The organism is Pseudoalteromonas sp. DL2-H2.2, assembly GCF_021532535.1.
Lineage (GTDB): Bacteria > Pseudomonadota > Gammaproteobacteria > Enterobacterales > Alteromonadaceae > Pseudoalteromonas > Pseudoalteromonas rubra_A.
On record NZ_JAKGBD010000001.1, the window covers coordinates 65,890 to 83,023 of the forward strand.

Sequence of the window (17,134 nt, forward strand, 5' to 3'; positions counted from 1 at the left end):
TTGTGCTGTTTCAAAGACTGAAAATCACCCTACCCATGGATCCGGGCCAGCGTGTTTGGGTGAGCCTACTTTATATGGACAAAAACATGATAGACATAGTGTTTGATATCATTGGTATGACAGGTACTTTCCTGGTGGTTGGTGCGTTCTTTTTACTGCAACTGGACAAAGTCAGTCCCGACGGTATTAAGTACAATATAATGAACCTCAGTGGTGCCATTTTACTACTTATCAGCCTTTGCTATAACTTTAACCTCGCAAGCTTTGTCATTGAACTGTTCTGGATAGCGGCTTCTCTGATTGGTCTGTACAAATACTTCAAAAAGCGCAAACTTGCGACTGCCTGATACAGGCACCGGGCAGTACATCGGCTGATGTACTGCTCGACATGAAAATACTACGCTATTTTTGTTATTTATGCAGTAAATGGTCATATTTAATTACCTTATCTCGCGCTTTATTACTAACTTTCCTCATTAACTTACTAAAAAGTCGCAAAAAACTTGCGAACTGTCCCTGCCTGCGTAATATTAAAATTGAAATATAAAATCGCTATGTGAGTCTTGTTTAATAAGATAATACCAATTTGCTTAATTAATTGTTCCATTTTGAGGCTAGAAAATATCGGTGATAACCAGGCGAAAATTTGGCTATTTAGTTGTTCTAAATGAGAAATTTTTAACGCCGTTAGCGCCATATTTGCTACTTCAAATTGAACAAGTATTAAGTGAAATTGGTATAAGTGTTTAGCTGTCGTTGCGTCGTTGAGCGAAAGAATATGATGAAAAGCCTGCTACCTTTGAGCATCACTTTGCTCAGCCTGCCACTGTGCGCCCATCAGGAAGCGCTGTTCGAACTGACGTTTGAAGAGCTGATGGATGTAACGGTAGAGCTTGCCAGTAAAACTTCAGAGACGGCTCAGTCTGTCCCATCCAGCGTGACATCATTTTCTCAACAGCAGATTACTTTGCTCGGCATTCGCAATGTCTACGAGTTGATGAACTTTGTGCCCGGTTTTCAGTCTACCCGGGGAGATTGGGTTGGCAGTGTACCCAAAGAGCACGCCCGTGGGGTGTATCTGGATAATGGTAATATTCTGGTGATGCTAAACGGACAAAGGCTGAACGATGCGTCTTTTGGTAAAGCATCGGTATATGCGCCTTTTATTCCGGTTGATGTGGTTGAAAAAGTCGAATTTATTCGTGGTCCGGGCTCTGCCTTGTATGGCAGTAACGCTTTTCTTGGCGTTATGAATATTGTCACGCGCCAGTCCTCACACCAGGTACAAGTTGGAATTGGTTTACATAAGAGTCGTCAGGCGTCTCTCAACTATAGTTATAGCCCAGACGCAGAGCGCAGTTTTCACGCTAATATCAGTGGCTACAAAACGGATGGGGAAGCCTACACTGAACAGCGCTCACGCGATCCGCAGTCGAACCTGTTTGTGGAGCTGGGTGGCCGGTGGGGTGAATTCAGTGGCTCAGTCCATTTTACCAAGTCCACTTTGGATGAGTTTATGAACTTATCCAGTTACAGTGAGAACAACTTTCATACCAGCCGCAATATTGGGGCAAGGTTCAATCATCAAACAAGCTTATCAGATAAACTGGACAGCGATTTAACATTGAGTTTTATTCGCCATGAGATTGACAGTGCCGGGTTAATAGCCACCGCTGAGGAGCTGGGACTACAGAACGACTTTTTTAACGGACCAAAGTGGCAATCAGAAGATCTTACCCTCAACTGGGATCTGGCTTATCAGTATAATGCAGATCTGACCCTGCACTGGGGCGTCGAATATTCGCTGGAAGAGCAATCGAAAGCTGGGACTTATACATCACACTTTGACCCTGTCAGCGGGGAGATTATTTTACAAGATCAGTATTATCTTGGCGACATCAGGGGCCTGGATGAATTCGCGGCGTTCGATAGCCTGAAACAAGACTTTGACTCCTATGCGACATATGTGCAGCTAAAATACGCGCTGAACGAAAAATTGACGGTTTTTACCGGGCTGCGTTTTGATGAATTTATCGATATAGACAGCAAGTTATCGCCCCGGGTAGCCACCATTTATCAACTTGATCCACACCATGCATTTAAGCTGCAATATGGCGAGTCTTTTCGTATTCCGGTCAGCAATGAGCTCAATTCTAATGATGACATCACGCGAGGGAATCCACAGCTCAAATCCGAGAATATTAAAACCACCGAGCTGGTCTGGAATATGGCCTACACTCGCTGGCAGCTGGACCTGGTGTTGTTTGAAAACCAGCTGGATGATTTCATTACACTTGAGCCTGTCGATATGGCGCAAAGTCGCTTTACCTTTAACAACGTTTATGCAACGACCATGCAGGGACTTGAAGTCAGTGCGTCCTTTGAGCTAAGCGACGCGACCTGGTTTAAGTTTAATTATACTCAGCACTTTGATGAACCATTCAGCGCCAGCTATAAACGCTTTGGCTCATGGCAGCTGAATCACCAGTTTGGCCACTGGCAGGTGGGCCTCAATGGCGTATGGCGCGCCCAGGTCAAAGTGTTGCCCGCACTCATTCCTGACGACCCAAACTTCCAACATTATGAACAGGCGTCACACTGGCTGATCGGAGGTACGCTAACCTGGCATCTTGCGGCTAACAAACAGCTCAGAATAGAAGCCCAAAACCTGTTCGACGAGCAAACACACGCATTTGATCCCCGAGTTTATGATGGTCGAGTGCCACAACAAGGGCAACGATTGTTTTTTAAATATAAACAAACATTCTAAGCATCAGTCGAGTCAGTTACAAACAATTAAACAACGACTTCTCATTTCCATTATCTCTTGGGTAGATCTGGTTACCGAGGCAGCCTTCTTTGGTTGCCTCGGTGCTATGCTACCTAAACTTTTCACTAAAACTGCTTCATATGATCGCAAATAAAGTCACCCAGTTTGATTTCAATCAATAAAACCCATCTATTAATTACTTATAAAACTACAAATGGCAATCATTATCGTTTAATATGTTGCATGCAACTGTTTCATTAAAAGAAATAATATAACACCCATAAGGGGGATGATGTGAAAGCGAAAAAGATGAAGAGCCTGGCATTTAGTCTGGTATGTGCTGCTGTGCTCGCGGCCTGTAATGGTGATGACGGCGCAATTGGACCACAGGGCCAACAAGGGGTTCAAGGCGAACAAGGTTTGCAGGGTTCTCAAGGTGTTCAGGGAGAGCAAGGTGAAGCCGGTCAAGATGGTGTTGCAAATAAAGTAACCGCCTTGGATGTTGTAATAACGAATGCGAGACATGCATATGCAGTTTACGCTGACTCACTCATTCGTGCGAAAGAATTACAGAGTAAGATAGACAAGCTTGTTGCAATGCCGTCACAGGAAAACTTTACGGCTGCTAAGCTGGCTTGGTTAAACGCGCGTGAACCATATGGTCAGTCCGAAGTATATCGATTCCGCGAGGGGCCTATTGACGCTCTGACGAAAAATGAGCAAAACGAGTTTGTGTTAGTGGATGAACAAGGGCCTGAAGGCGCTATTAATGCATGGCCTCTTGCAGAAGCTATGATTGACTACACCATCACTATGGGTGCAGACAACGAAGCTCGGGGTGATGATCCTATTTATCAGCCAGGTGGAAATATCATCGCTGATGCGGCTTCTTTCCCTAGCATTACCAAAGAGTTGCTTCGCAGTCAGTTTGAAATCAATGATGAAAGCGCTAATGTGTCCACTGGCTACCATGCTATAGAGTTCCTTTTGTGGGGTCAAGACTTGAATCAGGATGGCACATATACGCATGAGCGAGACTATACGGCGGGTCACAGAGCCGTATCCGACTACTATACGACGGCGAATACCCAAGGCTTAGGAGACCTGGTCGGTACAGGTACATGTACTTCTGGTGAAGCCGGCGCGGCTAATGATATTTGTACTCGACGTGGAGCCTACCTCAAAGCGGCTGCTGAGCTACTGGTAGATGATCTTCAATCAGTTGTAGATGCGTGGACTCCAGGTTCGGGTTTTCACTACGAAGATTACATCAAAGAAGAGAATGCCACTGCTAACTTAACTGCTATGTTGGAAAGTATGGGGCGTTTGAGCTACGGCGAGTTGGCTGGAGAGCGCATGAGTATAGCAGTGCGTACAGACAGCCAGGAAGATGAGCACTCTTGTTTCTCAGATAATACACACCGCGACATTTTACTTAACGCCAAGGGCGTAGAAAATCACTTCTTCGGCCAATACACGCGTATTGATGGTGAACAATTACTTGGTGCTGGTATTGACGATTTATTGGTTTCTGAAGGTCACGCAGAGCTGGCAAATGAGTTGCGAGTGGCACTTGAAAAGTCAAGTACCGCAATCTCAGTTATAGATACTAATGCTAAGCTAGGTACGTCTTTTGATGTGCAAATTCAGATGGATAAGCACAAAGCTGAAGTTTATGCCGCCGTTGATGCACTCGCTAAGCAGACTGAAGTGATCCAAAAGGCACTTGATGCTTTAGGTTTAAACGCAGATGACAGCTTGGTTGGCGACACAGACGAAGATATTTAATGATACCAGAGGCTGCTGAAAAAGCAGCCTCTTCAGTTTCTGCTCATTAGTGGTGCAGAATTGGGGCACTGAAATGAAATACCAATTATTGATACTAACTCTCTCTTTGATAATCAGTGGCTGCGGTGGAGGTTCAGACACCAGCCAAACTAATACCAATAATTACCAGCAAGGCACAGATAATACAGGCCAAACTCCCGACTCAAGCAATTCAGATAATACTGACTCAGATGATAATGGCGGCTCTGATAGTAATGAAGCTGATGGTGAAGGCGACAACGATGACATAGAAGGCGGCCAGCCAGATACAAGCAACCATGCTTTTGCGTTTCAGGTTAATCAAGAGTTACCACCATTACTTATAGATACACCGGATCCTAATGAACACCGTTCTGCTGATAGTGCAACAACCCCTGAGGTAGGCAAAACCGCATACAGTCAAATGTTACCTGCGATAAAGGCTGACATTGCATCTGAAGGTCTATTCAAGACCGGGGACCATCTCTTCAGGACCAATCATGATGGTCAGGGACCTTTGTTCAACAATGCGACATGTCAGGGCTGCCATATTCAGGATGGTCGAGGTGTTGTCCCCGAGTCACCGGATATGCCAATGGTCAGTATGTTTTTGAGAGTTGGGGATAGTCAAGGTAACTTAGATCCCATTTACGGTGATCAGATCCAGGTTTTTGGTGTCATCGATGGTGTACAAGGTGGTGCCAGAGCTAAGTATAATGGCGCCCTCGATGAGGGGCTTGCTTATGGTGAAGCGTATAGCTGGATAGAATATGAAACTATCCAAGGCGAGTTTGCCGATGGTGAGGAATATACGCTTCGAAATCCAATCTATAAAGTAAAAGACCTGTCATATGGACCGTTTATGGAGGATGTTCAGTTCTCAGCTCGTGTTTCTCCTCCAGTATTTGGCACGGGTTTATTGGAAAGTATTCCTGAGTCCAGTCTTTTGGCTTATGCGGATCCTGAAGATGCTAATCAGGATGGTATATCCGGTCGGCCAGCTTATACAACACATCCGATTAACGGTGAAAAGCAGCTTGCACGGTTTGGTTACAAAGCGGTGACGGGCTCAATTTTACAACAGATAAGTGGCGCTTATCGAGGTGATATGGGGGTCACGACCAGTGTTACACCTGAGGAAAATTGCACCTCACAGCAATTAGCTTGTCTGGCGCAGGCTGATAAAGAGCAGGATCGCCACGAAAATGGCGTTGATGTTACGACTGTCAACTTGGCACAAGTAGAGTTTTATAACCGAACTTTATCCGTGCCAGTGCGTAGAGGCTACAACGAATCAACGCAGAGCTGGCGTGCTGATGTGCTAACTGGGCGTGCTGCGTTTTATCAGGCAAAGTGTCACAGTTGCCATGTACCAAGGCATAAAACAGGAGAGGCAAAAGGCAGTGTGCTGGGTGATGTTGACTTAGTCGGGCTAAAAGACACAAGCACCAATATTTCAGCTTTGGAAGGGCTTGTGATCTATCCCTATACCGATCTGCTGTTACACGATATGGGTGGCAGCTGTCAGATAAGTCGTGAAACCAGCTCAGGTGAGGCTTGCGATGATGGAGCACAATGTTATTACGTTCAACGCTGTGAAGGACTTGCTGATAACAGACCTGAAGGTGAAGCGAGCGGAGCGGAATGGAAGACGCCTGCCTTATGGGGGATTGGTTTAGCAAAAGTCGTGACTGAGCGAGCGACCTTTTTACACGATGGCCGAGCTACAACAATCCAGGAAGCTATTTTATGGCACGGCGGCGAAGCTGAGGCAGCTAAAAAGGCTTTCTTAAAAATGGAAAAGCCTCAGCGAGCGGCACTGTTAGCCTTTCTTGAGTCATTGTGATGTTTAAAGTATTAAGTGTGAACAAAATAATGGCGAGCCTAGCCATCATTTTAACTTTACCGGTTTTGGCAAATAATGTGCCTGCTTTTTCTAATGCTGAGCTCAAACCTGGTGGAGATGGAACATTGCGAAAAGTGCCCAAGCGCACATTTATGCACCCAGTGAGTAATGAGTCTCTGACTGCACAAATGGAGTTTTGGATTGGGTTTTCGTTTTTCCGTGATCCATGGGTGGCAGCGCCTGCTATCACCTCAGACCGCGATGGACTGGGTCCTTTGTATAATGCACGCTCTTGTAAAGCATGTCACAGCGATGGAGGGCGAGGAGCAATGCCCAAATCTGGAGAAATCGCAAGTCGGGCATTGCTGTTCCGGTTTTTGCAAGATGATGGCAATGTTGATCCAAGGTATGGTGGTCAATTACAACCGTTCTCTGTCAGACTGTCTCATCATAAACTTAACAAGGAGCCTCGTGGCGAAGCTCAAGTCAGAGTTGATTATGAGTTTATACAGGGCTCTTATGCAGATGGCGGCTCTTACACGCTAAGAAAGCCAATATACACATTACTTAATCCAGCATTTGGAGATCCGGACACTAAAAGCCATTTATCTGCACGGTATACACCCGCGATTTATGGGATGGGCTTACTCGATGCCATTGATAAACAGGATTTGTTAGTGCAAGAAGATCCGCACGACAAAGACAATGATGGGATCAGTGCTCGATATAATAAGGTGAAGAATGTTCGAAATGATGAGCTGGAGATTGGCAGATTTGGTTTTAAAGGATTACATCCTACGCTTGAACAACAGATTGCCGGCGCATTTGTCAACGACATAGGAATAACTAACCCACTATTTCCTGAGGAAACCTGTCTTCTCCACCAACAGGCATGTTTACAGGCTGCCAGTGTTGAACCTGACGATATGCTTGACTTACCTCAAAAATTGCTTGATCCCACCACTTACATGAGTCAAACAGTGGCAGTTGCGCCAGCACGCAATCTCAATAGTAAGCGTGCTCAAAATGGCAGAACACTATTTTATCAGCTCAAGTGTAATGGTTGTCATACACCTTTCTATGTGACTTCTCAGGATTACCCTGTGAAAGCCTTGGCTGGACAGAAAATCTGGCCTTACACCGATCTCGCGCTGCATGACATGGGACCAGGGTTGGCAGATAAAGGCAGAGAAAACCTGGCACATGGGAGAGAGTGGCGCACGCCACCATTGTGGGGACTTGGATTACAAAAACGCGTTCAGGGAACACAGGCGTATTTGCATGATGGAAGGGCCGAAACGATTGAGCAAGCGATACTTTGGCACGGCGGTGAAGCCAAACCGCACAAGCTGCAATTTACCAAGTTAACAAAAGATGAGCGACAAGCTCTAATCTTCTTTTTAAAACAGATTTAGAGAGAATCATAATGAACATGAAATTGAAACTACTTGCCATAGTACTCATTGCTTTGGTTACCACTTTAAGCGGCTGTGGCGGCGGATCCAGTGACTCCACCAGCAATAGTCAGAGTAACGTTAGCAACGATAGCAACAATACTAATTCGGATAGCGGAAATACTAATGTCGACAACGCAAGCGGCGACAACGCCGGGAATACAAATGCCGATAATGACAGTAACAGTTCTGAACCTCAACCTGGCTCACTTAGCAAAGAAGAAGGACACAAGAGAGTTCTGGCTAGCCTGACTGATAATGTGATTTTGCCTGGATATGAGGCTTTTGCGACTCAAATTACAACCTTAGACTATGAAGTAACTCAATTCTGTTCGCTTCCAGAGCGCACAGAAAGTGACTTAGAAAATCTAAAGAGTGCATGGCTTGCAAGTTATGATGCTTTTCAAACATTACGCGCAACAAAGTTTGGTCCTTTAGGGGAGTCTTTCCGTTACTCTCGTCTTCAGGTGTGGCCTCTATCTCCGACAAGGGTAAGTGAGTCGGTTGAAGCGCTCATAGACAGTGACACCGATTTTTCTCAGTCTATTCAAAGTAAACCTCATCAGAGTATTGGCTTAATCTCATTCGAGTACCAGCTTTACGACCAAACAGCTAACAAGACTCTATTGGAAGGAGAAGAGCAGGTGCGCAGGTGTGAATATCTTAAAGCAATGACTGGTAGCCTTGCGTTGAATATTGGAGAAGTTATTGAACAGTGGAAGAGCAACTATGGTACTGGCTTTAAAGGCGAGACCTCAAGCTTCGCACAGAACCATGAGAATTTGGAAAAGCTCTACTCAGCATGGTTTGAATATTTGGAGGTAATAGTAGATAACAAACTAAAAACTGTGTTAGGTGCAGGCATTCCGGGTGCCCCTGAAGAACGAGAAAGTGTCTGGGCTGATGTGAGTGTCAGGAATATAAAAACGAACGTTACATCTCTACAATCACTGTTTAATGCTGATGAACAATACGGGTTAGATGATTATCTTGTAGATGTTAGTGATCAGGAAAATTTGTTACTGCAAATTAATGAGCACTTTAATGCTATATTCGCTGCAATTGAGCCACTGGAAGGAAAGAGCCTGGCTATTCATGTGGCAGCTGAAAGCGGGCGAGTGCAAGTCGAGACTTTGATCGAAAAACTTGAGCTACTGCGCAGTGTAATGGCCAGTGACTTTGTTCAGGTAACTGATATCCAAACCGGTTTCAATACAAACGACGGGGATTAGTTATGAATCGTCGTCAGTTCTGCAAGCAGCTCCTTTTATTAGGGTCAGTGCTTTCAGCGACCACCATGATGTCTGGATGTTCAAAGGCACCATCTGAGATGTATGCCAATGCTTTTACTGACAGCCAGGGGCAGAATTTTGTGGCCTGGTTTGACAGTGAAGGCGAGTTAATCGGTCAGGTTGCTATTGGCCAGCGTGCTCATGATCTAGTCTTTATGCCGGATCAACGTCATCTAGTTGCCTTCGCCCGCCGCCCTGGTAATGAGATGGTGGTGATAGATATCAAGTTACACACAGTGGTAAAGACTATTATCGCTGAGCCAAATCGACATTTTTTTGGTCACGGTGTGCTCAGTCATGATGGTAGCTTGCTATATACGACTGAAAATCAATTCGATCAGAGCCTTACTGCATACCATGGCAGGATAGTTGTCAGAGAAACAGTTAACTGGCAGCCTGTGACCGAGTTCTCAAGTGGTGGGGTAGGCCCCCATCAGCTTGCGCTGCTGAGTGATGGTCAGACACTCGTGGTGGCGAATGGTGGGATCCATACGCATCCGAATAATCCCAGAATAAAGCTTAATCTGAGCACTATGGAGCCCAATCTAAGCTATATAGATGCATCTTCAGGCAGGCTGCTTTCCCAAGCTATGCCGCCACATCATCAGCTTAGTATCCGTCATTTATGTGTCGATAAACTAGACAATGTGTTTGTCGGCTGCCAATTTCAGGGTCCGGACTACCAGATCAATCCGCTGATTTACAGGCACAGGCAAGGAGGTTCATTAGAAGCGCTTCAGGCTAGTAAATCTGTGTGGCAGAATTTTAATCAGTATACCGCTAGCCTGGCTGTAAATGAACGAGATAACTTGCTCGCTGTCACCTCTCCGCGTGGCGGCATTGTAAGTATTTGGAATAGTGACTCTTTGAGTTTGGCAGATATTTTTGAACAAACCGACTGTGCAGCTATCGCAAGTACGCACGCAGGATTTATTGCCAGTACAGGGCAAGGGGAATTAATAATCCGTAAAGGGAAATATGATGTAAAACACCAATACTCAGTGCACTGGGATAACCATATGGCGCATATTTAGCTTTATCAATTTATCTGAGAGAAGGAATTTAATCCGTCGATTTAAAATGTATGCTCCCGGCGGATGTCCTTGCTGAAAGATCAAGTTTGGCTATGCAGCAATTCCCAACCTCTTATAATGTGCGGCACCTAATGTATTTTATCCTTATACCAATTTGCTTAATTAAGTGTTCTATTTTGAGGCGAGAAAACATGTTCGATAACCAGGCAAAAATTTGCGAACTCATACCTTAGGTAAAGGTTCTAAATAAGAAATTTTTAACACAGTTAGCGTCATATTTGCTCCGTCAAATTGAACAGGTATTAAGTGAAATTGGTATTACTATTTGAAATGAAAAAACTTATCTATGCAATCTTACTGACTGTGTTGAGCGGCTGTTCATCTGTATCCCACACTCCCGTTGTAAATCAGGCTTTGCCAAAGGTGACCTATGAGGGCAGGGGCAGTGCAGCAGGTCCCATGCTGGCAGGAGCGCTGGGCCCTGTCGGTATTGCGGTCGGGTTTGCTATTGACGAGGGGATCGGTAAAGACATTGGCCTGGCAATGGATAATTCAAAAGAACAAGGCGTATGGGCAATGGCCAATGCGATTGTTCAGCAATATCCCGATGTGGATACCGTAGCCATACAGAAGCTGGCTTTTGAGGCACAACGCGGTGATGATGATCTGGCCTTTGCAAAGGTTGAACTGCATCTTGAGTCTGCGGGGGAAGAAAAGTCGCTGTGCCTCAAGACTGAACCCGGCAATTTGTCTGAGCTGAAGGAAACATCGCTCGGTTGGCAATTGATCACTAAAGCCATTATTGCACGAGATTTTTGCACGCAATTTTTGCGCGCAATAACTGCAGGCGGTAATCGTATCTAATTATTTTATGGCAGGTGTGAGTGGTGACGAAAGCTGGCGCTATCAATAACCTTTAGGTAATGTTTTGTTATAGTATATCAACTGTGGTTTGGCAACTCATAAGGATAATCATAAAACGTTAAGATTACTCTAAGTGTAACAAAATCCTTACATTGGGAGTGTGAGAACCACGCTCGATCGTCTGGATCTTATATTCAACTAAATGTAAATAAAGCTAATTTTAAATTTGCCTCACATGTAAAATCAAAAACAATAAAAAGTTAACGAAAGTTTATTTTTTTAACATTGTCACTAGTCTCTATGTTGCGTGTTCATGAATTGAGCGCATTGTGGGTGGGCTTCAATCTCTCACTCGCACCTAAAACAACAAGTAATCATGGAGCAAATCAAGTGAAACTATCAAAAATAGCTTTGGCAACTGTTGCCGGATTGGTACTGGCGTCGGGCACCGCGAATGCCGCTCAAAAGCGCTTCTTAAATACCCACAATGCGCTTTCAACAATGCTTGAATCAGCCGCACCGGCTGTGTTGTCGGCACAGCCTGAACAATTAATTGGTTTGGGCGCAGACAACGCACTGGTCGAGATAAAGTCCTACCCACATGCCAGTGGTGCGGTTACCAAGCGCTATCAGCAAATGTACAAGGGTCTGCCTGTGATTGGAGACACCGTCAGCCTGACATATGACAACGCCGGTGCGCTGAAGCGAGCACATGGTGCCGCAGTGTATGAAATTGCGGCAGATCTGGGTTCAGTCACACCAAAACTGTCTAAGCAGGCAATGCAGCGTAAACTGGAAGCGCAATTTGCTACGCAACATGGTGATGAAGAAGTCGCACTTGCCAGGCATAACGAAACTAGCCGCCTGGGGATTTGGCTTGACGAGCAATCGACTGCCAGATTGGTCTATGAAGTGACTTATGTCACCTATGGTAAATCGCCAGCACGCCCGTACAAAATTATTGATGCGAACAGCGGTGAGCTGTTGCTGGAATTCGATAATATCCAGCATGCGAATGCGACCGGCCCCGGCGGCAACCAGAAAACAGGGCGTTATGAGTATGGTACTGACTATGGCTATCTGGATGTTGCTCAGTCTGGCAATACCTGCACCATGAACAATGCCAATGTCAGAACTATCAACCTGAATCATGGTAGCAGCGGCAGTGCCGCGTACAGCTTCACTTGCCCGGAAAATACCCACAAGGAAATTAACGGTGCCTTTTCGCCGCTTAACGACGCACATTACTTTGGTAATGTGGTGTTCAATATGTACAACGACTGGCTGGGCACTGCGCCACTGAGCTTTCAGCTGAAAATGCGCGTTCACTATGGCAATAGCTATGAAAATGCGTTTTGGGATGGTAGTGCGATGACGTTTGGTGATGGGGGAACGCGTTTTTATCCTCTTGTTAGCCTGGATGTATCGGCACACGAAGTCAGCCATGGTTTTACCGAGCAGAATTCCGGGCTGGTTTATCGCTATAAATCTGGCGGCCTGAATGAAGCATTTTCTGATATGGCAGGTGAAGCGGCTGAGTTTTACATGAAAGGCAGTAACGACTGGATGGTGGGAGAGGAGATCTTCAAAGCGACAGGCGCGCTGCGCTACATGGACGACCCCACCAAAGACGGCAATTCAATTGGGCATCAGTCGGATTACACTTCCAGCATGGATGTGCATCATAGCTCGGGGGTATTCAATAAAGCCTTTTATACCCTGGCAAATAAAACCGGCTGGGATACTAAAAAAGCGTTTATCGTCATGGCGAAAGCAAACCAGCTGTACTGGACGGCAAATACTGACTGGGATACAGCAGGTAACGGCGTGATGGATGCTGCGTGTGACTTAGGCTACAACCATGAAGATGTGCAGGCCGCTTTGGCTGTAGTGGGCGTAACTTCGCAGTTAAGCCCGGGCAGCTCGTGTGGCACGACTGAGCCACCACAGGATGAGTTGCTCACTAATGGTGTTGCTCGCACCGAGATCAGCGGCGCATCAAAGGCGCAAAGTTTCTTCCGCCTGGAAGTGCCGGCAGATGCCTCAGACTTGTCATTTGTGACTACAGGTGGCAGTGGCGATGCAGATCTGTATGTGAAATTCGGCAGTCGTCCGTCTTTGCAAACTTTTGACTGTAAGAGTACGTCATCAAGCAGCAATGAAACTTGTAACATTGCGAACGTTCAGGCAGGCACTTATTACGTGATGGTTGAAGCATGGAATGCCATTTCAGGTGTGTCACTAACCGGCTCTTACAGCTCAGGTGGCACCGGCACGCCCCCGATTGACCGTACAGAGAGTAATGTCTCGATTGGCTCCGGACAATGGACACGCTTCACCCAGGATCTGACCGCTGGCTACTCCAACCTGACCGTTACCATCAATGGTGGTAGTGGTGATGCTGATTTGTACGTGAGATATGGCAGCGAATCGACGCTCTCAACATACGATTGTCGTCCATATCGTAATGGCAATTCGGAGAGTTGTACCTTTGATAATCCACAAGCGGGCACCTGGCACATCGACTTACGTGGTTACACTGCGGCAAGCGATGTCACTGTAAATATCCAGGCCAATTAACATTTGAATAAGGGAGCAAGCTGCTCCCTTTTTCTTTCTCATTCACTTTACAGAGGGGTGTTGCGATGACAGCTCAACGACCCGTTCGTGTGCCGGGCTTATTGGTGGCTGCGAACTTAATCTTTTTATCTCATGGTGTGGCATTTGCTAATGCTTCAGCGCAATCAGATAAACCCTGGATCACGATAGATACGATGGCAGGGCAACATTATCAGTTACAAAATTTATTAACAGGTAAGCATATTAATGCGCAGGTGAGCGCAATACCGGGTATTAGCATAGCGCAGATAGATGAATCAGAGCATGGCGAGTTAAGTCATTTTATGCATGATCAGTATCACCGCTGCGGTGGATTTGTTGCGCATGCATCTAAAAGTGAGGCTGAGCTCTATCTGTCCCAGCTAAACCTGGCAATAAATAACCAGCCACTACAAACCTACACCATAGACAACCCGGCTATGGCCAATGCCATGATCAACGAAATCAGTACAACCAGCCTGGATAGCACAGTGGCTAACCTGACTGCATTTCATAATCGCTACTATACCCAGCAAAGTGGCGTCGACGCGGCTCAGTGGATCAAACAAAACTGGCAGAGCATCGCACAGTCCCGCAGTGACATCAGCGTTGATTATTACACCCACAGCTGGTCTCAATCTTCGGTTGTTGTGACCATTAACGGGGCCGAAAATGTCGATGAAATCGTAGTCATTGGTGGGCATCTCGACTCTATCAATCAGTCAAGCCCAAGCGCTGGCAGAGCACCGGGCGCGGACGATAATGCGTCGGGTATTGCTGTGCTGACTGAGGCACTAAAGGCCTTAGTTGCGGCAGATTACAAACCGCAACGAACCATTCAGATCATGGGCTTTGCGGCAGAAGAAGTCGGCCTCAGAGGGTCAAAAGCCATTGCTCAGGACTATAAGTCTCAGGGTAAAAATGTGGTAGGTATGGTGCAGTTTGATATGACTGGCAATAACGGAAGCACCCAGGACATCACTATGATGACTGACTACACCAACAGTGGTCAAAATCAATTTTTGTCGCAGCTCCTTGACGCTTACTTACCTAATTTAAGTTACGGTTATGATCAATGTGGCTATGGCTGTTCGGATCATGCTTCCTGGTATCAGCAAGGGTTTGCGGCGTCTATGCCATTTGAATCTCGCATGTCTGAGATAAACCGCAAGATACATACCAGCAACGATACGTCTTTTGATGCCACACATGCCAGTAAGTTTGCCAAACTAGCGGTCGCTTATTTGGCTGAAATGGGCAAAAACGCGGGAGATTTGCCTCCGCCGGACCCCGGTAAGCTGCAAAATGGCGTGCCAAGAACGGGGATCAGCGGGGTAGCCAAGTCGCAGCATGACTTCTCACTCGATGTACCTGCCGGAAGTAACAACTTGGTTTTCACAACATCAGGCGGCTCAGGTGATGCCGATCTGTATGTCAGATACGGCTCGAAACCAACGCTGCAAACCTATGACTGCAAGAGTACAAACTCCAGCAGTGCTGAAACCTGCACCATTACTACGGTTAATGAGGGCACTTACTATGTCTTGGTTGAAGCCTGGAACGAGATTCAGAATGTCACCCTCGTGGGCGAGTATCAGCAAGGCGGAACAACGCCAACGCCAATTAACCGGACTGAATCTGACCTATCCGTGGCACAAGGGGGTTGGGTCAACTTCTCGCAACAGTTGGGAAGTGATTATCAGTCGTTAACGGTCACTTTGTCAGGTGGTGTAGGGGATGGAGACCTTTATGTTAAACACGGTGCTGAGGTGGGAGACAACAGTTTTGATTGCCGCCCCTATAAAAGTGGTAACTCAGAAACCTGTACCTTTAGTACGCCAAGTGCGGGCAACTGGTATATAGGCATCAAAGGCTATCAAAGTGCCAGTGGCATGACGTTGTCAATAACGGCACAGTAGTCAGATTTTCCATACTCTGTACTTATTTTACTGGCATAATACGCACCGAGTGTTAGATCCAGGTAAAAAATAAGTAATGGATAATTTGAACAAATCAAAACTCTGGACCGACAGACTGTGTTTGCTGCTCGGTCCTGCTTTTATGTTACTAACGTGCGTAACAACCGCGCCCGAAGGGATGAGTGTAGAAGCCTGGCGTACAGCCGGACTTGCTCTTTGGCTGGGAATTTGGTGGGTGAGCGAAGTTGTGCCCATACCTGCTACTTCTTTGGTTCCTCTGCTGGTGGTCCCTCTGGCCGGGATCAATGACATTAAGTCTGCGTCAAGTTTGTATGCGCACCCGCTGATCTTTTTGTTCCTGGGCGGCTTTTTGATCTCTATCGCCATGGAAAGATGGCAGCTACACAAACGTATTGCTTTACATACCATGTTACGCAGTGGCAATAACCCCAGAGTCCAAATTCTCGCAATGATGCTGGTAAGTGGCTTTTTATCTATGTGGATTAACAATACCGCAACGACATTAATGATGCTGCCGATTGCCTTGTCGGTGATCCATGTGCTTAAAGACAATCAATCCCAGGATAATAATTATGGTATTGCTCTGTTGCTGGCGATAGCCTACAGCGCGAGCCTGGGCGGCGTCGGCACTATCATTGGCACTGCACCGAACGCGCTTATGGTTGCCTATCTGTGGGAAAATTATCAGATTAAAATTGGCTTTGCACAGTGGATGGTGATGGCGGTCCCTTTCACATTTGGCATGATATTGCTGTGCTGGGTATGGCTGACGCGCTTTGCGTTTAGAGTACAAACGACCAACACTGATACCAACCTGACTCAGATTTTTAACCAGCAACTGGGTGAACTGGGTCGTATGAACCTGGCCGAAAAAAATGTCCTGCTGGTGTTTATTTTCGCTGCCGTAAGCTGGATCAGCCGTCCCTATCTAGCCAGCTGGACTGGTCTGGACATCACAGACACAGGGATTGCGATGGCCGCTGCGTTATTATTATTTGTGCTCCCGGCAAAGCGGGGAAGTGATACGCGCTTAATGGATTGGCAGGCGGCGCAGCAGGTACCCTGGGGGATCTTATTGCTGTTTGGTGGGGGACTAACACTGGCATCACAAATTAAAGGCTCAGGCCTGGCCGAGTACATTGCCAACATGCTGGCCGGTGCCAGTGCGATACCTTTGGTACTGGGTGTATTGGCTGTTGCTGCACTCATAACCTTTTTGACCGAGCTGACCAGTAATACGGCAACGGCGGCGGGGTTTTTGCCTCTGCTGGGTCCAGTTGCTGAGCAAATTGCCGGTACGCCACTTATCTGGGTTATACCTGCGGCGATGGCGGCAAGCTGTGCCTTTATGATGCCGGTGGCGACGCCGCCTAATGCGATTGTATTTGGCTCTGGTGAGATAAAAATCCGCGATATGATCAAAGCTGGGTTTGTGATGAATCTGCTTGCAATTGCGGTGATAACGACGCTGACTATGACAGTCGGTAGTTACATGTTTGGTTATTAGTGTGGCTAAATAAGCAAAAAGGC

At 46.4% G+C, this 17,134-nt stretch carries 11 protein-coding genes; all 11 read left to right on the forward strand.

Annotated elements, in window-relative coordinates; all coding sequences use genetic code 11:
- Window positions 1–86: 86 nt before the first annotated feature.
- Window positions 87–347: a CBU_0592 family membrane protein gene (locus L1285_RS00260; RefSeq protein ID WP_125718308.1), complete on the forward strand. Its 261-nt coding sequence runs from the start codon at window positions 87–89 to the stop codon at window positions 345–347.
- A gap of 431 nt (window positions 348–778) precedes the next feature.
- Window positions 779–2,770: a TonB-dependent receptor plug domain-containing protein gene (locus L1285_RS00265; protein WP_235410490.1), complete on the forward strand. Its 1,992-nt coding sequence runs from the start codon at window positions 779–781 to the stop codon at window positions 2,768–2,770.
- A gap of 294 nt (window positions 2,771–3,064) precedes the next feature.
- Window positions 3,065–4,558: an imelysin family protein gene (locus tag L1285_RS00270; protein WP_235410491.1), complete on the forward strand. Its 1,494-nt coding sequence runs from the start codon at window positions 3,065–3,067 to the stop codon at window positions 4,556–4,558.
- A gap of 73 nt (window positions 4,559–4,631) precedes the next feature.
- Window positions 4,632–6,422, forward strand: a complete 1,791-nt coding sequence (locus tag L1285_RS00275; RefSeq protein ID WP_235410492.1) for a di-heme oxidoreductase family protein — start codon at window positions 4,632–4,634, stop codon at window positions 6,420–6,422.
- Window positions 6,422–7,837, forward strand: a complete 1,416-nt coding sequence (locus L1285_RS00280; RefSeq protein ID WP_235410493.1) for a di-heme oxidoreductase family protein — start codon at window positions 6,422–6,424, stop codon at window positions 7,835–7,837. The genes L1285_RS00275 and L1285_RS00280 overlap by 1 nt, the downstream gene beginning before the upstream one ends.
- 11 nt (window positions 7,838–7,848) lie before the next feature.
- A complete protein-coding gene (locus L1285_RS00285; protein WP_235410494.1) occupies window positions 7,849–9,108 on the forward strand; it encodes an imelysin family protein in 1,260 nt (419 codons plus the stop codon).
- A gap of 2 nt (window positions 9,109–9,110) precedes the next feature.
- Window positions 9,111–10,202 (forward strand): DUF1513 domain-containing protein, encoded by a 1,092-nt coding sequence (locus tag L1285_RS00290; protein ID WP_235410495.1) that lies wholly within the window; start codon window positions 9,111–9,113, stop codon window positions 10,200–10,202.
- A 306-nt stretch (window positions 10,203–10,508) separates the two neighbouring features.
- Window positions 10,509–11,066: a hypothetical protein gene (locus L1285_RS00295; protein ID WP_235410496.1), complete on the forward strand. Its 558-nt coding sequence runs from the start codon at window positions 10,509–10,511 to the stop codon at window positions 11,064–11,066.
- Between the two features lie 390 nt (window positions 11,067–11,456).
- Window positions 11,457–13,646, forward strand: a complete 2,190-nt coding sequence (locus tag L1285_RS00300) for a M4 family metallopeptidase (protein ID WP_235410497.1) — start codon at window positions 11,457–11,459, stop codon at window positions 13,644–13,646.
- A gap of 65 nt (window positions 13,647–13,711) precedes the next feature.
- Window positions 13,712–15,583: a M28 family metallopeptidase gene (locus L1285_RS00305; protein ID WP_235410498.1), complete on the forward strand. Its 1,872-nt coding sequence runs from the start codon at window positions 13,712–13,714 to the stop codon at window positions 15,581–15,583.
- A gap of 76 nt (window positions 15,584–15,659) precedes the next feature.
- Window positions 15,660–17,111, forward strand: a complete 1,452-nt coding sequence (locus tag L1285_RS00310) for an SLC13 family permease (RefSeq protein ID WP_235410499.1) — start codon at window positions 15,660–15,662, stop codon at window positions 17,109–17,111.
- Window positions 17,112–17,134 lie beyond the last annotated feature (23 nt).